At 72.3% G+C, this 21,960-nt stretch carries 19 protein-coding genes; 17 read left to right on the top strand and 2 right to left on the bottom strand.

Annotated elements, in window-relative coordinates; translation table 11 throughout:
* Positions 1-156: 156 nt before the first annotated feature.
* A complete protein-coding gene (gene bldD / locus ACIRFH_RS23405; protein ID WP_006131213.1) occupies positions 157-660 on the bottom strand; it encodes a transcriptional regulator BldD in 504 nt (167 codons plus the stop codon).
* Positions 661-957: 297 nt separating this feature from the next.
* On the opposite strand from bldD, the gene pyrR reads away from it, so the two are divergent.
* From pyrR to ACIRFH_RS23335, 14 genes are all read left to right on the top strand, one after another.
* Complete coding sequence (gene pyrR, locus ACIRFH_RS23400) at positions 958-1,551, top strand: bifunctional pyr operon transcriptional regulator/uracil phosphoribosyltransferase PyrR (RefSeq protein WP_403524008.1); 594 nt, start codon at positions 958-960, stop codon at positions 1,549-1,551.
* Between the two features lie 115 nt (positions 1,552-1,666).
* Positions 1,667-2,647 (top strand): aspartate carbamoyltransferase catalytic subunit, encoded by a 981-nt coding sequence (locus tag ACIRFH_RS23395; RefSeq protein WP_403524005.1) that lies wholly within the window; start codon positions 1,667-1,669, stop codon positions 2,645-2,647.
* A gap of 4 nt (positions 2,648-2,651) precedes the next feature.
* On the top strand, positions 2,652-3,938 hold the full coding sequence (locus ACIRFH_RS23390) for a dihydroorotase (RefSeq protein ID WP_403524002.1): 1,287 nt from the start codon (positions 2,652-2,654) through the stop codon (positions 3,936-3,938).
* Positions 3,935-4,501: a hypothetical protein gene (locus tag ACIRFH_RS23385; RefSeq protein WP_403523999.1), complete on the top strand. Its 567-nt coding sequence runs from the start codon at positions 3,935-3,937 to the stop codon at positions 4,499-4,501. The genes ACIRFH_RS23390 and ACIRFH_RS23385 overlap by 4 nt, the downstream gene beginning before the upstream one ends.
* Positions 4,498-5,640, top strand: coding sequence for a glutamine-hydrolyzing carbamoyl-phosphate synthase small subunit (gene carA, locus ACIRFH_RS23380; protein WP_403523996.1), 1,143 nt, complete (start codon positions 4,498-4,500; stop codon positions 5,638-5,640). Before ACIRFH_RS23385 ends, carA begins: the two co-directional genes overlap by 4 nt.
* A complete protein-coding gene (gene carB / locus ACIRFH_RS23375; RefSeq protein ID WP_403523993.1) occupies positions 5,633-8,941 on the top strand; it encodes a carbamoyl-phosphate synthase large subunit in 3,309 nt (1,102 codons plus the stop codon). The genes carA and carB overlap by 8 nt, the downstream gene beginning before the upstream one ends.
* A 97-nt stretch (positions 8,942-9,038) precedes the next feature.
* Positions 9,039-10,145 carry a quinone-dependent dihydroorotate dehydrogenase gene (locus tag ACIRFH_RS23370; protein WP_403523990.1) on the top strand — a complete coding sequence of 369 codons (1,107 nt, stop codon included), beginning with the start codon at positions 9,039-9,041 and terminating at the stop codon, positions 10,143-10,145.
* Positions 10,142-10,990, top strand: coding sequence for an orotidine-5'-phosphate decarboxylase (gene pyrF, locus ACIRFH_RS23365; protein WP_403523986.1), 849 nt, complete (start codon positions 10,142-10,144; stop codon positions 10,988-10,990). The genes ACIRFH_RS23370 and pyrF overlap by 4 nt, the downstream gene beginning before the upstream one ends.
* A 222-nt stretch (positions 10,991-11,212) precedes the next feature.
* Complete coding sequence (locus ACIRFH_RS23360) at positions 11,213-11,536, top strand: integration host factor (RefSeq protein WP_003977346.1); 324 nt, start codon at positions 11,213-11,215, stop codon at positions 11,534-11,536.
* 37 nt (positions 11,537-11,573) lie between these two features.
* The gene (gene gmk / locus ACIRFH_RS23355) at positions 11,574-12,167 is read left to right on the top strand and encodes a guanylate kinase (protein WP_403523983.1); all 594 of its coding nucleotides are present in this window, start codon (positions 11,574-11,576) and stop codon (positions 12,165-12,167) included.
* A gap of 69 nt (positions 12,168-12,236) precedes the next feature.
* Positions 12,237-12,509 (top strand): DNA-directed RNA polymerase subunit omega, encoded by a 273-nt coding sequence (rpoZ, locus tag ACIRFH_RS23350; protein WP_003977348.1) that lies wholly within the window; start codon positions 12,237-12,239, stop codon positions 12,507-12,509.
* 113 nt (positions 12,510-12,622) lie between these two features.
* Complete coding sequence (gene coaBC, locus ACIRFH_RS23345; RefSeq protein ID WP_403524093.1) at positions 12,623-13,825, top strand: bifunctional phosphopantothenoylcysteine decarboxylase/phosphopantothenate--cysteine ligase CoaBC; 1,203 nt, start codon at positions 12,623-12,625, stop codon at positions 13,823-13,825.
* A 240-nt stretch (positions 13,826-14,065) separates the two neighbouring features.
* Entirely contained in the window at positions 14,066-15,274 is a 1,209-nt protein-coding gene (gene metK, locus ACIRFH_RS23340; protein WP_403523980.1) for a methionine adenosyltransferase, read from the top strand.
* A gap of 139 nt (positions 15,275-15,413) precedes the next feature.
* Positions 15,414-17,564: a primosomal protein N' gene (locus ACIRFH_RS23335; protein WP_403523978.1), complete on the top strand. Its 2,151-nt coding sequence runs from the start codon at positions 15,414-15,416 to the stop codon at positions 17,562-17,564.
* A 233-nt stretch (positions 17,565-17,797) separates the two neighbouring features.
* Here the strand turns inward: ACIRFH_RS23335 and ACIRFH_RS23330 are convergent, their stop codons facing one another.
* Positions 17,798-18,346, bottom strand: a complete 549-nt coding sequence (locus tag ACIRFH_RS23330; RefSeq protein ID WP_403523975.1) for a hypothetical protein — start codon at positions 18,344-18,346, stop codon at positions 17,798-17,800.
* Positions 18,347-18,665: 319 nt separating this feature from the next.
* Between ACIRFH_RS23330 and fmt the strand changes: the two genes are divergently transcribed.
* From fmt to rpe, 3 genes are all read left to right on the top strand, one after another.
* Entirely contained in the window at positions 18,666-19,598 is a 933-nt protein-coding gene (gene fmt / locus ACIRFH_RS23325; RefSeq protein WP_403523972.1) for a methionyl-tRNA formyltransferase, read from the top strand.
* A gap of 74 nt (positions 19,599-19,672) precedes the next feature.
* Positions 19,673-21,091, top strand: a complete 1,419-nt coding sequence (locus ACIRFH_RS23320; protein ID WP_403523969.1) for an RsmB/NOP family class I SAM-dependent RNA methyltransferase — start codon at positions 19,673-19,675, stop codon at positions 21,089-21,091.
* Between the two features lie 156 nt (positions 21,092-21,247).
* Positions 21,248-21,934 (top strand): ribulose-phosphate 3-epimerase, encoded by a 687-nt coding sequence (gene rpe / locus ACIRFH_RS23315; protein ID WP_403523966.1) that lies wholly within the window; start codon positions 21,248-21,250, stop codon positions 21,932-21,934.
* Positions 21,935-21,960 lie beyond the last annotated feature (26 nt).

Here is a 21,960-nt window from a genome sequence, read left to right as displayed (position 1 = left end):
CGGCAACCGTTGTCGGTTGCCGCAGGCCCTCCGGCGTCTCCTCGTGCTCCCCGGCCCTCCGGGACCACATACGTCACCGGGGTGGCCGGAAGCATCTCAGGCTTCCGGCCACCCCGGTGTTACGTTTCTGCTGTCCTCGCGGAAGCGCGGGTCGCGCTAGGCGTCCTCGTGGGACGCCACCGCGCGGCGCGCGTCCGCGTCCAGGACGCCCCAGCTGATCAGCTGCTCGGTGAGGACCGAGGGCGACTGGTCGTAGATGACGGCGAGTGTGCGCAGGTCGTCCTGGCGGATCGAGAGCACCTTGCCGTTGTAGTCACCGCGCTGCGACTGGATCGTGGCCGCGTACCGCTGCAGCGGGCCCGCCTTCTCGGCCGGCACCGTGGCCAGCCGCTCCAGGTCCAGGACCAGCTTCGGCGGCGGCTCGGCGGCGCCACCGGGGGTGGTGCCGGGCAGCAGCTCCTGCACGGGAACGCCGTAGAAGTCCGCCAGCTCGGCGAGGCGCTGCACGGTCACGGCACGGTCGCCGCGCTCGTACGACCCGACCACGACCGCCTTCCAGCGGCCCTGGGACTTCTCCTCGACACCGTGGAGGGAAAGGCCCTGCTGGGTGCGGATGGCCCGGAGCTTGGCCCCGAGCTGTTTGGCGTATTCGCTGGACATATGGCTCCCCGGACAAGGTGTCGACGCGGCCGGCTGTGTTGTCTGCCGCGCGGCTGGTAACTCACTGTGAGGTTACGCAGCGTTACTCTTCTGCGTCAAGCCGAATGGTCCGCACCGACTCTTCCGTGGTACTCGCGGTTCATTGCTGCGAACGGGTGAGGCGGACGCGCCGCAGGAGTGACGGGGGAGTGTCGGGGGCCCGGTCGGGGCGTTCCCGTGAGCCTGATACCGTAGGTGGCGCAAATCCGACGTCCTTTAAGGTCCGTCCCGTGAGGCGGAGAAGGAGGTCCGTTTCGTATGGACAAGCAGGACAGCAGGCAGCAGGACACGCAGTCCGACGCACGGCCCGTTCTCGAAGGGCCCGACATCGCGCGGGTGCTGACCCGTATCGCCCACGAGATCGTCGAACGCGCCAAGGGCGCCGACGACGTGGTGCTCCTCGGCATCCCGACCCGGGGCGTCTTCCTCGCCCGGCGGCTCGCCGACAAGCTGGAGCGGATCACCGAGCGCAAGGTGCCGGTCGGCTCGCTCGACATCACCATGTACCGCGACGACCTGCGCATGCAGCCCCCGCGCGCACTGGCCCGCACCGAGATCCCCGGTGACGGCATCGACGGCCGTCTGGTCGTCCTCGTCGACGACGTCCTCTTCTCCGGCCGCACCATCCGCGCCGCCCTGGACGCCCTGAACGACATCGGCCGCCCGCGCGCGGTGCAGCTCGCGGTCCTCGTCGACCGCGGCCACCGCGAACTGCCCATCCGGGCCGACTACGTCGGCAAGAACCTCCCCACGTCGCTGCGGGAGACGGTCAAGGTCCAGCTCGCCGAGGAGGACGGTCGCGACACCGTGCTGCTCGGTGCCAAGCCGGACACCCCGGGCGCCCACCCGTAGTACCCGGCGTACGCCCCTCATCGGTGCCGTACGCCCGCTCGGTGTGCCCCCGTGCGCACCAGGCCGCCCGAATTATCCCGCTCTTCCGCATGAATCGCCTTACGGAGCCTGACAGATGCAGCGTCATCTCATCTCGGCCGCCGACCTCACCCGCGACGACGCCGTCCTGATCCTCGACACCGCCGAGGAGATGGCCCGGGTCGCGGACCGGCCGATCAAGAAACTGCCGACCCTGCGCGGCCGGACCGTCGTCAACCTCTTCTTCGAGGACTCCACCCGGACCCGGATCTCCTTCGAGGCCGCCGAGAAGCGTCTGTCCGCGGACGTCATCAACTTCACCGCCAAGGGCTCCAGCGTCTCCAAGGGCGAGTCTCTGAAGGACACCGCCCAGACCCTGGAGGCCATGGGCGTCGACGCCGTCGTCATCCGGCACGGCGCCTCCGGCGCCCCGTACCGCCTGGCCACCTCCGGCTGGATCGACGCCCACGTCATCAACGCCGGCGACGGCACCCACCAGCACCCCACCCAGGCCCTGCTGGACGCCTTCACCATGCGCCGCCGCCTGGTCGGCCGCGACGCCGGCCTCGGCAAGGACCTGGACGGCCGCCGCATCACTCTGGTCGGCGACGTCCTGCACAGCCGCGTCGCCCGCTCCAACGTCGACCTGCTGCACACCCTGGGCGCCCAGGTCACCCTCGTCGCCCCGCCCACCCTGCTGCCGGTCGGCGTCGAGACCTGGCCCTGCGAGGTCTCCTACGACCTCGACTCCGCCCTGCCGAAGTCCGACGCGGTGATGATGCTGCGCGTGCAGCGCGAGCGCATGAACGCCGCGTTCTTCCCGACCGAGCGTGAGTACTCCCGCCGCTACGGCCTCGACGGCGACCGCATGGCGAAGATGCCGGAGCACGCCATCGTGATGCACCCCGGCCCGATGGTCCGCGGCATGGAGATCACCGCCGAGGTCGCCGACTCCGACCGCTGCACCGTCGTCGAGCAGGTCACCAACGGCGTCTCCGTCCGGATGGCCGTGCTCTACCTGCTGCTGGGCGGCAACGAACCCGCCGTCACCCACGCCCGCACCACCGAGGAGAAGTAAGAAGATGAGCAAGACCCTGATCCGCGGTGCGAAGGTGCTCGGCGGCGAGCCGCAGGACGTGCTGATCGACGGCGCCGTCATCGCCGAGGTGGGCACGGGCCTGAGCGCCGAGGGCGCCGAGGTGATCGAGGCGGACGGCAAGGTCCTGCTGCCCGGCCTGGTCGACCTGCACACCCACCTGCGCGAGCCCGGCCGCGAGGACTCCGAGACCGTCCTCACCGGCACCCGCGCCGCGGCGAGCGGCGGCTACACCAGCGTCTTCGCCATGGCCAACACCTTCCCGGTCGCCGACACCGCCGGCGTCGTCGAGCAGGTCTGGCGGCTCGGCCAGGAGTCCGGCTACTGCGACGTGCAGCCCATCGGCGCCGTCACCGTCGGCCTGGAGGGCGCCAAGCTCGCCGAACTGGGCGCCATGCACGAGTCCGCGGCCGGCGTCACCGTCTTCTCCGACGACGGCAAGTGCGTCCACGACGCCGTGATCATGCGCCGCGCCCTGGAGTACGTGAAGGCCTTCGGCGGCGTCGTCGCCCAGCACGCCCAGGAGCCCCGGCTCACCGAGGGCGCCCAGATGAACGAGGGCGTCGTCTCCGCCGAGCTGGGCCTCGGCGGCTGGCCCGCCGTCGCCGAGGAGTCGATCATCGCCCGGGACGTGCTGCTCGCCGAGCACGTCGGCTCCCGCGTCCACATCTGCCACCTGTCGACCGCCGGCAGCGTCGAGATCGTCCGCTGGGCCAAGTCCCGCGGCATCGACGTCACCGCCGAGGTCACCCCGCACCACCTGCTCCTCACCGACGAGCTGGTGCGGTCGTACAACCCGGTCTACAAGGTCAACCCGCCGCTGCGCACCGAGCGGGACGTGCACGCCCTGCGCGAGGCGCTGGCGGACGGCACGATCGACATCGTCGCCACCGACCACGCCCCGCACCCGCACGAGGACAAGGACTGCGAGTGGGCCGCCGCCGCCATGGGCATGGTCGGCCTGGAGACCGCGCTGTCGGTGGTCCAGGAGACCATGGTGGACACGGGTCTGCTCGACTGGGCCGGCGTCGCCGACCGGATGTCCTTCACGCCCGCGCGGATCGGCCGGGCCGCCGGACACGGACGACCCGTCTCGGCTGGTGAGCCCGCCAACCTCACGCTCGTCGACACGGCATACCGTGGCCGGGTGGACCCCGCGGGCTTCGCCTCGCGCAGCCGCAACACTCCGTACGAGGGGCGTGAGCTGCCGGGCCGTGTGACGCACACGTGGCTGCGGGGCAAGGCGACGCTCGTCGACGGGAAGCTCACGTGACACCTGTAATCCTGCTGGCCGCCGGGAAGGAATCGGCGGAAGTGACCGACTGGGCCGCCCGCGTCGGCTGGGTCGTCGGCCTCGGCCTGTTCGTCGCGCTCGTCTACTGGCTGATGCGCGAGGGCTGGAAGTGGCGGGGCACGCTCCAGAGCGACCTGCCGGAGCTCCCCACCGCGCCGGACTCGCCCGGCGAGGCGAGACTGACGATGAGCGGCCGCTACCACGGCTCCACCACCGCCGGTCAGTGGCTCGACCGCATCGTGGCGCACGGCCTGGGCACCCGGAGCCGGGCCGAGCTCACGCTGACGGACGCGGGACTGGACGTCGTGCGCCCCGGCGCGACCGACTTCTTCGTCCCCGCCGCCGCGCTGCGCGAGGCCCGCCTCGACAAGGGCATCGCCGGCAAGGTGCTCACGGAGGGCGGTCTGCTGATCGTCACCTGGGAGCACGGCGGCAAACCGATCGACTCCGGCTTCCGCTCCGACCACGCGGCCGAGCACAACGAGTGGGTCGACACCCTGAACGACATGATCAACAAGACGGAAACGGAAGGCGCACGATGACGACCTCCACCAGGGGAGCCCACAAAACTCCCGCCGTACTCGTCCTGGAGGACGGCCGGACCTTCCGCGGCCGCGCCTACGGGGCCGTGGGGGCCACGTTCGGCGAAGCCGTGTTCTCCACCGGCATGACCGGCTACCAGGAGACCCTGACCGACCCGTCGTACCACCGCCAGGTCGTCGTGATGACCGCCCCGCACATCGGGAACACGGGCGTCAACGACGAGGACATGGAGTCCAGGAGGATCTGGGTCTCCGGGTACGTCGTCCGCGACCCCGCGCGGGTCCCCTCCAGCTGGCGCTCGACGCGCACGCTGGACGAGGAGCTCGCCGCCCAGGGCGTCGTCGGCATCTCCGGCATCGACACCCGCGCCCTCACCCGCCACCTGCGGGAACGCGGCGCCATGCGCGTCGGCATCTTCTCCGGCAACGCGCTGCCCGACGAGGGCACCATGCTCGCAGAGGTCCGCCAGGCCCCCGAGATGAGCGGCGCCGACCTCTCCGCCGAGGTCGCCACCACCGAGCCGTACGTCGTCCCGGCGATCGGCGAGAAGAAGTTCACCGTCGCCGCGATCGACCTCGGCATCAAGGGCATGACCCCGCACCGCATGGCCGAGCGCGGCATCGAGGTGCACGTCCTGCCCGCCACGGCCACCGTCGAGGACGTCTACGCCGTCGCTCCGGACGGCGTGTTCTTCTCCAACGGCCCCGGCGACCCGTCCACCGCCGACCACCCGGTCTCGGTGATGCAGGGCGTCCTGGAGCGCGGCACCCCGCTGTTCGGCATCTGCTTCGGCAACCAGATCCTGGGTCGCGCCCTAGGCTTCGGCACCTTCAAGCTGAAGTACGGCCACCGCGGCATCAACCAGCCCGTGCAGGACCGTACGACCGGCAAGGTCGAGGTCACCGCGCACAACCACGGATTCGCCGTCGACGCCCCGCTCGACAAGGTCTCCGACACCCCCTACGGCCGCGCCGAGGTCTCCCACGTCTGCCTCAACGACAACGTGGTGGAGGGCCTCCAGCTTCTCGACAAGCCGGCCTTCAGCGTCCAGTACCACCCCGAAGCGGCAGCCGGCCCGCACGACGCCGCGTACCTGTTCGACCGCTTCGTTTCCCTGATGGAGGGCCAGCGTGCCTAAGCGCACCGATATCCAGTCCGTCCTGGTCATCGGCTCCGGCCCGATCGTCATCGGCCAGGCCGCCGAGTTCGACTACTCCGGCACCCAGGCGTGCCGCGTGCTCAAGGCCGAGGGCCTGCGCGTCGTCCTGGTGAACTCCAACCCGGCGACGATCATGACCGACCCGGAGATCGCCGACGCCACGTACGTGGAGCCGATCACCCCCGAGTTCGTCGAGAAGATCATCGCCAAGGAGCGGCCCGACGCGCTGCTGCCCACCCTGGGCGGCCAGACGGCGCTGAACACCGCCATCTCCATGCACGAGCAGGGTGTGCTGGAGAAGTACGGCGTCGAGCTGATCGGCGCCAACGTGGAGGCGATCCACAAGGGCGAGGACCGCGACCTGTTCAAGGACGTCGTCGAGGAGGTCCGCAAGAAGATCGGCCACGGCGAGTCCGCCCGCTCGGTCATCTGCCACTCCATGGACGACGTCCTCGCCGGCGTCGAGACGCTCGGCGGCTACCCGGTCGTCGTCCGCCCGTCCTTCACCATGGGCGGCGCCGGCTCCGGCTTCGCGCACGACGAGGAGGAGCTGCGCCGCATCGCCGGCCAGGGCCTCACCCTCTCGCCGACCACCGAGGTGCTCCTGGAGGAGTCCATCCTCGGCTGGAAGGAGTACGAGCTGGAGCTGATGCGCGACAAGAACGACAACGTCGTGGTCGTCTGCTCCATCGAGAACTTCGACCCCATGGGCGTGCACACCGGCGACTCCATCACCGTCGCGCCCGCGATGACGCTGACCGACCGCGAGTACCAGATCCTCCGCGACGTCGGCATCGCGATCATCCGCGAGGTCGGCGTCGACACCGGCGGCTGCAACATCCAGTTCGCGGTGAACCCGGTCGACGGCCGCGTCATCGTCATCGAGATGAACCCGCGCGTCTCCCGCTCCTCGGCGCTCGCCTCCAAGGCGACCGGCTTCCCGATCGCGAAGATCGCCGCCAAGCTCGCCGTCGGCTACACGCTGGACGAGATCCCGAACGACATCACGCAGGAGACCCCGGCCTCCTTCGAGCCGACGCTCGACTACGTGGTCGTGAAGGCCCCGCGGTTCGCCTTCGAGAAGTTCCCTTCGGCGGACTCGACGCTGACGACCACCATGAAGTCGGTCGGCGAGGCCATGGCCATCGGCCGCAACTTCACCGAGGCCTTCCAGAAGGCGCTGCGCTCCCTGGAGAAGAAGGGCAGCCAGTTCACCTTCACCGGTGAGCCCGGCGACAAGACGGCGCTGCTCGAAGAGGCCGTCCGGCCCACCGACGGCCGGATCAACGCCGTCATGCAGGCCATCCGCGCCGGCGCCACGCCCGAGGAGGTCTTCGACTACACGAAGATCGACCCCTGGTTCGTCGACCAGCTCTTCCTCATCAAGGAGATCGCCGACGAGCTCGCCGAGGCGCCCGAGCTGACCGCCGACCTGCTCGGCGAGTCCAAGCGGCACGGCTTCTCCGACCAGCAGATCGCCGAGATCCGCGGCCTGCGCGAGGACGTCGTCCGCGAGGTGCGGCACGCGCTCGGCGTCCGCCCGGTCTACAAGACGGTCGACACCTGCGCCGCCGAGTTCGCCGCGAAGACCCCGTACTTCTACTCGTCCTACGACGAGGAGACCGAGGTCGCGCCGCGCGAGAAGCCCGCGGTGATCATCCTGGGCTCCGGCCCGAACCGCATCGGCCAGGGCATCGAGTTCGACTACTCCTGCGTCCACGCCTCCTTCGCGCTGAGCGACGCCGGGTACGAGACCGTGATGGTCAACTGCAACCCGGAGACCGTCTCCACCGACTACGACACCTCCGACCGGCTGTACTTCGAGCCGCTCACCCTGGAGGACGTCCTGGAGATCGTCCACGCGGAGCGGCAGGCCGGCCCGATCGCGGGTGTCATCGTCCAGCTCGGCGGCCAGACCCCGCTGGGCCTCGCGCAGGCGCTCAAGGACAACGGCGTGCCGATCGTCGGCACCTCGCCGGAGGCCATCCACGCCGCCGAGGACCGCGGCGCCTTCGGCCGGGTCCTCAAGGAGGCCGGCCTGCCGGCCCCCAAGCACGGCACCGCCACCACCTTCGCCGAGGCCAAGGCCATCGCCGACGAGATCGGCTACCCGGTCCTCGTCCGCCCCTCCTACGTGCTCGGCGGACGCGGCATGGAGATCGTCTACGACGAGACCCGGCTGGAGTCCTACATCGCCGAGTCGACCGAGATCAGCCCGTCCCGCCCGGTCCTGGTCGACCGGTTCCTGGACGACGCGATCGAGATCGACGTCGACGCCCTGTACGACGGCGAGGAGCTGTACCTCGGCGGCGTCATGGAGCACATCGAGGAGGCCGGCATCCACTCCGGCGACTCGGCGTGCGCCCTGCCCCCGATCACGCTCGGCGGCTTCGACATCAAGCGGCTGCGCGCCTCCACCGAGGGCATCGCCAAGGGCGTCGGCGTGCGCGGCCTGATCAACATCCAGTTCGCGCTGGCCGGGGACATCCTCTACGTCCTGGAGGCCAACCCGCGCGCCTCGCGCACCGTCCCCTTCACCTCCAAGGCGACCGCGGTGCCGCTGGCCAAGGCCGCCGCCCGCATCTCGCTCGGCGCGACCATCGCCGAGCTGCGCGCCGAGGGCCTGCTGCCGGCCAACGGCGACGGCGGCGAGCTGCCGCTGGACGCGCCGATCTCCGTCAAGGAGGCCGTGATGCCGTGGTCCCGCTTCCGGGACATCCACGGGCGCGGCGTCGACACGGTCCTCGGCCCGGAGATGCGCTCCACCGGCGAGGTCATGGGCATCGACTCCGTCTTCGGCACGGCGTACGCCAAGTCGCAGGCGGGCGCCTACGGGCCGCTGCCCACCAAGGGCCGCGCGTTCATCTCGGTCGCCAACCGCGACAAGCGCTCGATGATCTTCCCGGCGCGCGAGCTGGTCGCCCACGGCTTCGAGCTGCTCGCCACCTCCGGCACCGCCGAGGTCCTCAAGCGCAACGGCATCAACGCCACGGTCGTCCGCAAGCAGTCCGAGGGCACCGGCCCGAACGGCGAGAAGACCATCGTCCAGCTCATCCACGACGGCGAGGTCGACCTCATCGTCAACACCCCGTACGGCACCGGCGGCCGCCTCGACGGCTACGACATCCGTACGGCGGCCGTGGCGCGGTCCGTGCCGTGCCTGACGACGGTCCAGGCGCTCGCCGCGGCGGTCCAGGGCATCGACGCCCTCAACCGCGGCGACGTGGGAGTCCGCTCACTGCAGGAACACGCCGAGTTCCTGACCGCGGCCCGCGACTAGCAGCCCCGAGGGGGACACCGGAAACGGTGTCCCCCTCTTCATGAGCCCTTCTCTTCAAGAGCCCCGAGGGGCTCCGCGTGAGGCTTCACGAGGACACATGTACAAGATCTTCTTCAAGCTCTTCTTCTCCCGGATGGACCCGGAGCAGGCCCACCACCTGGCCTTCCGCTGGATCCGTCTCGCCGCCCGCGTCCCCGTGCTGCGCACCTTCGCCGCCGCCGCGCTCGCGCCGCGCCACAAGGAGCTGCGCACCGAGGCCCTGGGCCTGCGGATGCACGGCCCCTTCGGGCTGGCCGCCGGCTTCGACAAGAACGCGGTCGCGATCGACGGCATGGCCATGCTCGGCTTCGACCACGTCGAGATCGGCACGGTGACGGGGGAGCCGCAGCCCGGCAATCCCAAGAAGCGGCTGTTCCGCCTGGTCGAGGACCGGGCGCTGATCAACCGCATGGGCTTCAACAACGACGGCTCCCGCGCCGTCGCGGCCCGCCTGGCCTCCCGCGAGCCCGTCTTCCGGACCGTCGTCGGCGTCAACATCGGCAAGACCAAGGTCGTCCCGGAGGAGGAGGCCGTCGGCGACTACGTGAAGTCGGCCGAGCGGCTGGCGCCGTACGCCGACTACCTGGTGGTGAACGTCTCCTCCCCGAACACGCCCGGCCTGCGCAACCTCCAGGCCACCGAGGCCCTGCGTCCCCTGCTGAGCGCCGTCCGCGAGGCCGCCGACCGCGCGGTGCCCGCCCGGCGCGTGCCCCTGCTGGTCAAGATCGCACCGGACCTCGCCGACGAGGACGTCGACGCGGTCGCCGACCTGGCCGTCGAACTCGGACTGGACGGCATCATCGCCACCAACACCACCATCGCGCGCGAGGGACTCGGTCTGCGGTCCGCGCCCTCCCTGGTCCAGGAGACCGGCGGCCTCTCCGGCGCCCCTCTCAAGACGCGCTCCCTGGAGGTGCTGCGCCGCCTGTACGCGCGCGTGGGCGACCGGATCACCCTGGTGGGCGTCGGCGGCATCGAGACCGCCGAGGACGCCTGGCAGCGCATCCTGGCCGGGGCCACGCTGGTCCAGGGCTACAGCGCGTTCATCTACGAGGGGCCCTTCTGGAGCCGCACCATCCACAAGGGACTCGCCGCCCGTCTGCGGCAGAGCCCGTACGCCACCCTCGCCGACGCGGTCGGCGCCGACGTGAGGAAGTCCCGATGACCGGTACGACGGAACCCTTCGGCGCGCGGCTGCGCCGGGCCATGGACGAACGCGGCCCGCTGTGCGTCGGCATCGACCCGCACGCCTCCCTGCTCGCCGAGTGGGGCCTGAACGACGACGTGGCGGGCCTGGAGCGCTTCAGCCGCACCGTCGTCGAGGCGGTGGCCGGCCGGGCCGCCGTCCTCAAGCCGCAGAGCGCGTTCTTCGAGCGCTTCGGCTCACGCGGCGTCGCGGTCCTGGAGACGTCGGTCCAGGAGGCCCGGGAGGCCGGCGCGCTGGTCGTCATGGACGCCAAGCGCGGCGACATCGGCTCGACCATGGCCGCGTACGCCGAGTCCTTCCTGCGCACGGACGCCCCGCTGTTCTCGGACGCGCTGACGGTCTCCCCGTACCTCGGCTACGGCTCGCTGAAGCCGGCCGTCGACCTGGCCCGGGCCAACGGCGCGGGTCTGTTCGTGCTGGCGCTGACCTCCAACCCGGAGGGCGGCGAGGTCCAGCACGCCACGCGCGCCGACGGACGGAACGTCGGGGCGACCATGCTGGCGCACCTGGCGGCCGAGAACGCGGAAGAGCGGCCCCTCGGCTCCTTCGGCGCGGTGGTCGGCGCCACGCTCGGCGACCTCTCCTCGTACGACCTGGCCATCAACGGCCCGCTCCTCGCGCCCGGGATCGGCGCCCAGGGAGCGACACCGGCCGACCTGCCGCGGGTCTTCGGTGACGCGGTGCGCAACGTCGTTCCCAACGTCAGCCGGGGTGTCCTTCGTCACGGTCCCGATGTGGCCGCGTTGCGGAAGGCCACCGACCGTTTCGCGGAGGAGATCAGCGACGCGGTCGCCGCGGCCTGACCCTGGATACATCCTCAAATCAGAGGCAATATGTCTTAAATGTCTGGCCTGACGGAGGCTGACCAGGACTTTTCCGCTGTTCTCGCTGACTCTGGCGGACTTGACCGCTAGTCTCCGACAGGGGCCGACGGGCAAGCGTGTTGCTCGGGGCTCCCAGGTGTGGGGCGACTAGGTTCCTCACCGGTCCGTATCCGACAGTTCGACATCCGAGGTGACGTAGGCGTGGCTCTTCCGCCCCTTACCCCTGAACAGCGCGCAGCCGCGCTCGAAAAGGCCGCCGCGGCTCGCCGGGAGCGGGCCGAGGTCAAGAATCGACTCAAGCACTCCGGCGCCTCCCTCCACGAGGTCATCAAGCAGGGTCAGGAGAACGACGTCATCGGCAAGATGAAGGTCTCCGCCCTTCTCGAGTCCCTGCCGGGCGTGGGCAAGGTCCGCGCCAAGCAGATCATGGAGCGGCTCGGCATCTCCGAGAGCCGCCGCGTGCGAGGTCTCGGCTCCAACCAGATCGCATCCCTGGAGCGTGAGTTCGGCAGCACGGGCTCCTGAGTCCCGGGCACCGCGCGATTGCTGGAATAATCGCTGCATGGCTGCAACACCCCGGGGGACGTCCCCCGTACCCCCGGACGCACGTCCGCGACTGACCGTGCTCTCCGGCCCCTCGGGGGTCGGCAAGAGCACGGTCGTCGCCCATATGCGCAAGGAACACCCCGAGGTCTGGCTCTCGGTGTCGGCGACGACCCGCAGGCCCCGGCCCGGCGAACAGCACGGAGTCCACTACTTCTTCGTCACCGACGAGGAGATGGACAAGCTGATCGCCAACGGCGAGCTGCTGGAGTGGGCCGAGTTCGCGGGCAACCGCTACGGCACGCCCCGTACCGCCGTGCTGGAGCGCCTGGAGGCCGGTGAGCCGGTGCTGCTCGAGATCGACCTCCAGGGTGCGCGGCAGGTCCGCGAGTCCATGCCGGAGGCCCAGCTGGTGTTCCTGGCACCGCCCTCCTGGGAGGAGCTGGTGCGCAGGCTCACCGGCCGGGGCACCGAACCGCCGGAGGTGATCGAGCGCCGCCTCGCCGCGGCCAAGGTCGAGCTGGCGGCCGAGCCGGAGTTCGACGAGACCCTGGTGAACACCTCCGTCGAGGACGTGGCGCGCGAGCTGCTAGCCTTGACGAACGTCGTGTGATCGCGACAGGTCCACCGACCCCGGCCGATCGCCTCGACTGAATCTTTCCCATCCATCGGAAGGTAGAGCGTGTCCTCTTCCATCTCCGCGCCCGAGGGCATCATCAACCCGCCGATCGACGAGCTCCTCGAGGCCACGGACTCGAAGTACAGCCTCGTGATCTACGCGGCCAAGCGGGCCCGCCAGATCAACGCGTACTACTCGCAGCTCGGCGAGGGCCTCCTCGAGTACGTCGGTCCTCTCGTCGACACCCACGTCCACGAGAAGCCGCTCTCGATCGCCCTGCGCGAGATCAACGCGGGTCTGCTGACGTCCGAGGCCATCGAAGGCCCGGCGCAGTAGTACCGGAAGCAGTATTTTCAGCTCGAAGCTGACTTTTCCACAGGCCCGGCAGTCCGACTGCCGGGCCTGTGGTGTGTGATGGGGGCACACGTATTCCGAGTCCGGGAGAGATGGTGGACAAGCCCAAGGTCGTTCTGGGGGTCAGCGGCGGGATCGCCGCCTACAAGGCCTGTGAGCTGCTGCGCAGATTCACGGAGTCGGGACACGACGTGCGCGTCGTCCCCACCGCCTCCGCGCTGCACTTCGTCGGCGCCGCCACCTGGTCCGCCCTGTCCGGCAATCCCGTCTCCACCGAGGTGTGGGACGACGTCCACCAGGTCCCGCACGTGCGCATCGGCCAGCACGCGGACCTCGTCGTCGTCGCCCCGGCCACCGCCGACATGCTCGCCAAGGCCGCCCACGGCCTCGCCGACGACCTCCTCACCAACACCCTGCTCACGGCCCGCTGCCCGGTCGTCTTCGCCCCCGCCATGCACACGGAGATGTGGGAGCACCCGGCCACCCAGGAGAACGTGGCGACGCTGCGCCGCCGCGGCGCGGTCGTGATCGAACCGGCCGTCGGCCGCCTCACCGGCGTCGACACCGGCAAGGGCCGGCTGCCCGATCCGGGCGAGATCTTCGAGGTCTGCCGCCGGGTGCTCGCCCGCGGCGTGCGGGAGCCGGACCTCGCCGGACGGCACGTCGTCGTCAGCGCCGGCGGCACCCGCGAGCCCCTCGACCCCGTCCGCTTCCTCGGCAACCGCTCCTCGGGCAAGCAGGGCTACGCCCTCGCCCGCACCGCCGCCGCCCGGGGCGCCCGCGTCACGCTGATCGCGGCGAACGCGGCGCTGCCCGACCCGGCCGGCGTGGACGTCGTCCCGGTGGGCACCGCCGTGGAACTGCGCGAGGCCGTGCTGCGCGCGGCGGCGGACGCCGACGCCGTCGTCATGGCCGCCGCGGTCGCGGACTTCCGGCCGGCGGTCTACGCCGCCGGGAAGATCAAGAAGAAGGACGGCCAGGACCCCGAGCCGATCACGCTGGTGCGCAACCCGGACGTCCTCGCGGAGATCTCCGCCGACCGGGCCCGTCCCGGGCAGGTGGTCGTCGGCTTCGCCGCCGAGACCGACGACGTCCTCGCCAACGGCCGGGCCAAGCTGAAGCGCAAGGGCTGCGACCTCCTCGTGGTGAACGAGGTCGGGGAGCGCAAGACCTTCGGCGCCGAGGAGAACGAGGCCGTGGTCCTCGGCGCCGACGGCAGCGAGACCCCGGTGGCGCACGGCCCGAAGGAAGCCCTGGCCGAAACGGTGTGGGACCTCGTGGCGAAGAGGTTCGGCTGAATGACCCATTCGTTCCCCGGTGCTCGCGTACCCCGGACATTCGGGCGTGGCGCGCCTGGCCAATGGCCCTCCGCATTGGGCAGAATGCCCGTGCCGCAGGTCACAGCCCTTCCGAGAGCTGAGACGGGTGAGTCCGCGGCCGAGTGCGACCGATAAACTGTTCTCGGACGTCGCCGGGTGCAGCTCCCCGTGCCGTCCACCAATGATCAGCCAGCAGCCGCTGCAACCCCAGGGAGCGTTGTGTCCCGTCGCCTGTTCACCTCGGAGTCCGTGACCGAGGGTCACCCCGACAAGATCGCTGACCAGATCAGCGACACCATTCTCGACGCGCTTCTGCGCGAGGACCCGACGTCCCGGGTCGCCGTCGAAACGCTGATCACCACCGGCCTGGTGCACGTGGCCGGCGAGGTCACGACCAAGGCCTACGCGGACATCGCCACGCTGGTGCGCGGCAAGATCCTGGAGATCGGCTACGACTCCTCGAAGAAGGGCTTCGACGGCGCCTCCTGCGGCGTGTCCGTGTCGATCGGGGCCCAGTCCCCGGACATCGCGCAGGGCGTGGACACGGCCTACGAGTCCCGGGTCGAGGGCGACGAAGACGAGCTGGACCGGCAGGGCGCGGGCGACCAGGGCCTGATGTTCGGCTACGCCTCGGACGAGACGCCGACGCTGATGCCGCTGCCGGTCTTCCTGGCGCACCGCCTGTCCAAGCGCCTGTCCGAGGTCCGCAAGAACGGCACGATCCCCTACCTGCGCCCGGACGGCAAGACGCAGGTCACCATTGAGTACGACGGCGACAAGGCCGTCCGCCTCGACACGGTCGTCGTCTCCTCGCAGCACGCGAGCGACATCGACCTGGAGTCGCTCCTGGCTCCGGACATCAAGGAGTTCGTGGTCGAGCCGGAGCTGAAGGCGTTGCTCGACGACGGCATCAAGCTGGAGACCGAGGGGTACCGGCTGCTGGTCAACCCGACCGGTCGCTTCGAGATCGGCGGCCCGATGGGCGACGCCGGTCTGACCGGCCGCAAGATCATCATCGACACCTACGGCGGCATGGCCCGCCACGGCGGCGGCGCCTTCTCGGGCAAGGACCCGTCCAAGGTGGACCGCTCGGCGGCGTACGCGATGCGCTGGGTCGCCAAGAACGTCGTCGCCGCGGGCCTCGCCTCCCGCTGCGAGGTCCAGGTCGCGTACGCGATCGGCAAGGCCGAGCCGGTCGGCCTGTTCGTGGAGACCTTCGGCACCGCCAAGGTGGACCCGGAGAAGATCGAGAAGGCGATCGACGAGGTCTTCGACCTCCGTCCGGCCGCCATCATCCGCGACCTCGACCTGCTCCGCCCGATCTACGCCCAGACCGCCGCCTACGGCCACTTCGGCCGTGAGCTGCCCGACTTCACCTGGGAGCGCACCGACCGCGTCGAGGCGCTGCGCAAGGCGGCGGGGCTGTAACAGCGGTTCCGCTCGACGGCACGCCGCGAGGCCCGGTGTCCCCTCGGGGACGCCGGGCCTCGGCGTGCCCGGAGCCGGTACGGAACGGTGGGAACCGGGGCACCGCCGGTTGTCAGTGGTCTTTGGTAAGAATGCAGGCGTGAGCAGCGAGAACGATCCGGCGGGCGGCGGCGTGGGCGACGCGCAGCCCGAGCAGCTCGCGCTCATCCGGGAGAGCGTGCGCAGGGCGAAGGCGCCGCGGGCCAAGCCGCGGACCTGGCGCGGTGCCGCGCTCGCCAAGGAGCTGCCCGTCGCCCGGGTGCTGGTCGACAAGGGCGTGCTCCACCTCGACCGGTACTTCGACTACGCCGTGCCGGAGGAACTCGACGCCGAGGCCCAGCCGGGCGTGCGGGTGCGGGTGCGGTTCGGGGCCGGCCGGCACCGGGTGCGGGACGGGCGGCGCGAGGGCGGCGGCCTCATCGACGGCTTCCTGGTGGAGCGGCTCGCGGAGTCCGACTACGCGGGGCCGCTGGCCGCGCTGGCCCAGGTCGTCTCGCCCGAACGGGTGCTCGACGCGGAGCTGCTCGGTCTCGCGCGGGCCGTCGCCGACCGGTACGCCGGCAGCCTCGCCGACGTGCTGCAGCTCGCGGTACCGCCGCGCAACGCGCGCGCCGAGAAGCGGCCCTCACCGGACCCGCTGCCCCCGCCGCCGGTGCCCGAACCGGGCTCCTGGGCGCGGTACGAGCAGGGCGCCGCGTTCGTCGCGTCCCTCGCGTCGGGCGGCGCGCCGCGCGCGGTGTGGAACGCGTTGCCCGGCCCCGGGTGGAGCGAGGAACTGGCGCGGGCCGTGGCGGCGACCCTGGCCTCCGGCCGGGGCGCGCTCGTCGTCCTCCCGGACGGCCGGACGGTCGCCCGCGCCGACGCCGCGCTGACCGCCCTGCTCGGCGAGGGCCGGCACGCGGTGCTCACCGCCGACGCCGGACCCGAGAAGCGGTACGCGCAGTGGCTCGCGGTGCGCCGAGGGGCGGTACGGGCCGTCGTCGGGACCCGGGCCGCCATGTTCGCGCCGGTGCGGGACCTCGGGCTGGTCGCACTGTGGGACGACGGCGACGACAGTCACAGCGAGCTCCACGCCCCGCAGCCGCACGCCCGCGAGGTGCTGCTGCTGCGCGCGGCCCAGGACAGGTGCGCCTTCCTGCTGGGCGGCTGGAACTGCACGGTGGAGGCCGCCCAGCTCGTCGAGACCGGCTGGGCCAGGCCGCTGGTCGCCGCCCGGGAACAGGTGCGGGCCACCGCCCCGCTGGTCCGGACCGTGGGGGACGGTGACCTGGCCCGCGACGAGGCCGCCCGGGCCGCGCGGCTGCCCTCCCTCGCCTGGCAGGTCGTGAGGGACGGGCTGCGGCAGGGGCCGGTCCTCGTACAGGTGCCCCGGCGTGGATACGTCCCGCGGATGGCGTGTGCCGCCTGCCGGACGCCCGCGCGGTGCCGGCACTGCTCCGGGCCGCTGGAGGGCCAGGAATCCGGGTCGGCGCTGCGGTGCGGGTGGTGCGGGCGCGAGGAGGGCGGCTGGCACTGCCCGGAGTGCGGGAGCTTCCGGCTGCGCGCGCAGATCGTGGGGGCACGCCGTACCGCGGAGGAGCTGGGGCGTGCCTTCCCCGCGGTGCCGGTGCGCACCTCGGGGCGCGAGCAGGTGCTGGACACCGTGTCGCGGACGCCGGCCCTGGTGGTGAGCACCCCCGGTGCCGAACCCGTCGCCGAGGGCGGTTACGCGGCGGCCCTGCTGCTCGACGGCTGGGCCATGCTCGGGCGGCCGGATCTGCGCGCCGGCGAGGACGCGCTGCGGCGCTGGCTCGCGGCCGCCGCGCTGGTGCGCCCGCAGCCGGCCGGCGGGACCGTGGTCGTGGTCGCCGAGCCGACCCTGCGGCCGGTGCAGGCACTGGTGCGCTGGGACCCCGTCGGTCATGCGGTGCGCGAGCTGGCCGAGCGTGCCGAGCTGGGCTTTCCGCCGGTGTCGCGGATGGCGTCCGTCGCGGGGCCCCCGGAGGCGGTGGCCGACTTCCTCGGCACGGTGGAGCTGCCGCGCGAGGCGGAGATCCTGGGGCCCGTGCCGCTCCCCGGCACGGCGCCGGGGCGCCCGCGCCGGGTGGGCGGGCCGCCGCCGGGGGAGCAGTGGGACAGGGCGCTGGTCCGGGTGCCGCCGGGGCGCGGGGCGGCGCTGGCCGGTGCGCTGAAGGCCGCACAGGCGGCACGGACGGCACGCGGGAACGATGCGGCGGTGTGGGTACGGATCGATCCGCCCGACATCGGGTGAGGACGGGGCATGGGGCGGGTGCCGACAGGAGGCGGGCGGTCGGCGTCCCGCGAGGGTGCGGGAACCGGCGTCGACGTCAGGGGCGATGGTGGCCGAGGCAGCGTCGGCGCCGGGTGAGGTCGCCTGAGTGCGGGCCTCGGCGTCGGCCGAAGGTGACGGCCGCCCGGGGCCGGTGAGAAACGGCGGCCGGGGCCGGACGGCCCTCCCGGAGCGTGCCGGGAGGGCGGGGCGGGTCAGCCGTTGCGCGGGCCGGGGAAGGCCGTCGGCCTGACCTCGTCGCGCAGGGACGGGCTGCCCGCCGTCGGCTGGGTCGGCATGGAGCGGGCCGCGGGGACCGTGGGCACGGTCGGCAGACCGGGGCCCACGTTGACCGGGCGGGCGGCTGCCGGCTCCGGTGCGGGCTCGGGGGCCTCGGTGGCCGCCGTCTGGGTCGCGGCCCGGCGGGAGCCGTAACGCCGGTGCACCGCCTGCTTGGTGACGCCGAGCGCGGAGCCGACCGCGTCCCACGAGAAGCCGAGCGAGCGGTCGAAGTCCACGGCGGCCGTGACCAGCGTCTCGACGCTGTCCCGCAGCTCCTGGGCGAGGCGGACCGTCGGTGCGGGAGCGCGTCCGTAGACGACGAAGCCCGTGGGCGGGCCCGAACGGCGCGGTCGGTAGACGTTGCCCAGCTGGGCGGTGAGGGTGCGCAGTGCGTCCACCTGCCGGCGGACCCGCTCGATGTCCCGCACCAGCAAGTGCAGGCTGGCCCGAGCCTGGGCGTCGTGGGTTGCGTGGTCGGCCATGAACAAGCCTCTCGAACCGGCGTTGAAAGGAATCGGGCCGCGCGGGCGGCCCCGTGGTCAACTCTTCCTTGACAACGCGTGGGCGCTCCGCGGGTCACGGGGTGGGGGCGTGGCGGCATATGCGCGCGCCGTCCCGGTGGGATGCGCGCCTCGGCCTTCGGTTTCTGCCCTCCCACCCGCGCACCACCCGTTTCCAGTCGGCCGGGAGACGGACGCCTGCCGCCGTGGTGCTGCGCCGTCGGCGGTTTTCCGCCCGGGGCGGGCTCGTAGACTGGTGCGTCGCCCGCATCCGCCCCCGCCCGAGAGGCCCGTCCCACCCATGAAGCTGGTCTTCGCCGGTACCCCCGAGGTCGCCGTTCCCGCCCTGGACGCCCTGATCGCCTCCGGGCGTCACGAGGTGGCCGCCGTCGTCACGCGGCCCGACGCGCCGGCCGGACGCGGGCGCCGGCTGGTCGCCTCCCCCGTGGCCGAGCGCGCGGAGGAGGCCGGGATCGAGGTGCTCAAGCCCGCGAAGCCCCGCGACCCGGAGTTCCTGGAGCGGCTGCGCGAGATCGCGCCCGACTGCTGTCCCGTCGTCGCCTACGGCGCCCTGCTGCCCCGCGTGGCCCTGGACGTGCCCGCCCACGGCTGGGTCAACCTGCACTTCTCGCTGCTGCCCGCCTGGCGCGGGGCCGCGCCCGTGCAGCACGCGCTGATGGCGGGGGACGAGATCACCGGGGCGTCCACGTTCCTCATCGAGGAGGGCCTCGACTCCGGGCCCGTCTTCGGGACGGTCACCGAGACCATCCGTCCCACCGACACCAGCGGTGACCTGCTGACCCGGCTCGCCTTCGCCGGCTCCGGGCTGCTCGCCGCCACCATGGACGGCATCGAGGACGGCAGCCTGAAGGCCGTGCCGCAGCCCGCCGAGGGCGTCACCCTCGCGCCGAAGATCACGGTCGAGGACGCCCGGATCGACTGGTCGGCCCCGGCACTGCGCGTCGACCGCGTGGTGCGCGGCTGCACCCCGGCGCCCGGCGCCTGGACCACGTTCCGAGGCGAGCGGCTCAAGCTGGTGCAGGCCGCGCCCGTGCCCGACCGGACCGACCTGGCCCCCGGGCAGCTCGCGGCCGGCAAGAACAACGTGTACGTCGGCACCGGCTCGTACGCCGTCGAGCTGCTGTGGGTGCAGGCGCAGGGCAAGAAGCCGATGCGGGCCGCGGACTGGGCGCGCGGGGTGCGGATCGCCGAGGGCGAGCTGCTCGGCGGCTGACCGCCGTACCACCGTTCACCGGCTCGACGTACGCTGGTGAGCGCACTTCACCCCACACCCGGAGCACCTTTTTCGTGAGCGAGCAGCCCCGTCGTCCCCGCAAGCCCGGCAAGCCGTACCGCAGGCCCCAGAAGGACCCCGTCCGCATCCTCGCCTTCGAGGCGCTCAGGGCCGTGGACGAGCGGGACGCCTACGCCAACCTCGTGCTGCCGCCGCTGCTGCGCAAGGCGCGGGAGAAGGACGGCTTCGACGCCCGGGACGCGGCCCTCGCGACCGAGCTGGTGTACGGGACGCTGCGCCGGCAGGGGACGTACGACGCGATCATCGCCGCCTGCGTCGACCGGCCGCTGCGGGAGGTCGACCCGCCGGTGCTGGACGTGCTGAGCCTGGGCGCGCACCAGCTGCTCGGGACGCGCATCCCGACCCACGCGGCCGTGTCCGCCTCCGTCGAGCTGGCCCGTGTGGTGCTGGGCGACGGCCGGGCCAAGTTCGTCAACGCCGTGCTCCGCAAGATCGCGCAGGACGACCTCGACGGCTGGCTCGAGCGGGTCGCCCCGCCCTACGACGAGGACCCCGAGGACCACCTCGCCGTCGTGCACTCGCACCCGCGCTGGGTCGTCTCCGCGCTGTGGGACTCGCTGGGCGGCGGACGGGCCGGCATCGAGGGACTGCTGGCCGCCGACAACGAACGGCCCGAGGTCACGCTGGTCGCCCGGCCCGGACGGGCGACGACCGGGGAACTGCTCGAGGAGGAGGCGGCCGTACCGGGGCGCTGGTCGCCGTACGCGGTGCGGCTGAGCGAGGGCGGCGAGCCCGGGGCCGTCGAGGCCGTACGGGAGAACCGGGCGGGCGTGCAGGACGAGGGCAGTCAGCTCGTCGCGCTCGCCCTGGCGGGCGCGCCCCTGGACGGCCCCGACCGGCGCTGGCTGGACGGCTGCGCGGGGCCCGGCGGCAAGGCGGCGCTGCTCGGCGCCCTGGCGGCGGAGCGGGGTGCCTTCCTGCTCGCCTCCGAGAAGCAGCCGCACCGGGCGGGGCTCGTGGCCAAGGCGCTGGACGGCAATCCGGGGCCGTACCAGGTGATCGCCGCCGACGGGACGCGCCCGCCGTGGCGGCCCGGCAGCTTCGACCGCGTCCTGGTCGACGTACCGTGCACCGGCCTCGGTGCCCTGCGCCGGCGCCCCGAGGCGCGCTGGCGGCGCCGTCCCGAGGACCTGGACGGCTTCGCCCCGCTCCAGCGCGGGCTGCTGGACAGTGCCCTGCGGGCCGTACGGATCGGTGGCGTCGTCGGCTACGCGACCTGCTCGCCCCACCTCGCAGAGACCCGCGCCGTCGTCGCCGACGTGCTCAAGCAGCACCCCGACACCGAACTCATCGACGCCCGTCCCCTCCTCCCCGGCGTCCCCGACCTGGGCGAGGGCCCCGACATCCAGCTCTGGCCCCACCTCCACGGCACGGACGCGATGTACCTCGCCCTGATCCGCCGCACCGCGTAGAACGCGCCCCGGACCGTGGGCCCCCGCCCCGGTCCCCGCCCCGGTCCCCGCCCCGGTCCCCGCCCCGGTCCCCGCCCCGGTCCCCGGGCCGGGGCACAACCGTGACCACTGGGTACCGATGCCCCTCGCCCCCGGAGGGCATGGCAGGCTTGGGGCATGGCCGCGCAGATCAACCCCAGCATCCTGTCCGCCGACTTCGCCCGCCTCGCGGACGAGGCCAAGGCGGTCGAAGGAGCCGACTGGCTCCACGTCGACGTCATGGACAACCATTTCGTCCCCAACCTCACCCTCGGCGTGCCGGTCGTCGAGTCGCTGGCCCGGGCGACGGACACCCCGCTGGACTGCCACCTCATGATCGAGGCCCCCGACCGCTGGGCGCCCCAGTACGTGGAGGCCGGCGCCGGTTCCGTCACCTTCCACGTCGAGGCCGCCTCCGCACCGGTCCGCCTCGCCCGCGAGATCCGGGCCAAGGGCGCCCGCGCCTCCATGGCGCTGCGGCCCGCGACGCCCATCGAGCCGTACGAGGACCTGCTCCCCGAGCTCGACATGCTGCTGATCATGACGGTCGAACCGGGCTTCGGCGGGCAGGCGTTCCTCGACATCATGCTTCCGAAGATCCGCCGCACCCGTGAGCTGATCAAGAAGCACGGTCTGGAGCTGTGGCTGCAGGTCGACGGCGGTGTCTCGGCGTCCACCATCGAGCAGTGCGCCGACGCCGGCGCCGACGTCTTCGTCGCGGGATCCGCCGTGTACGGGGCGTCCGACCCGGCCGAGGCGGTACGTGCACTGCGCAACCAGGCCGAGGCGGCGACCGCCAAGGCGTCCTGGGCGTGCGACCACTGAGGAACAGAACGTGAACGGCTCCCATC

Origin of the sequence: Streptomyces sp. NPDC093586 (assembly GCF_044764905.1) — a bacterium.
Classification (GTDB): domain Bacteria; phylum Actinomycetota; class Actinomycetes; order Streptomycetales; family Streptomycetaceae; genus Streptomyces.
Note: the sequence above shows the minus strand (reverse complement) of the source record. Positions and strands in the feature narration are given on the sequence as shown.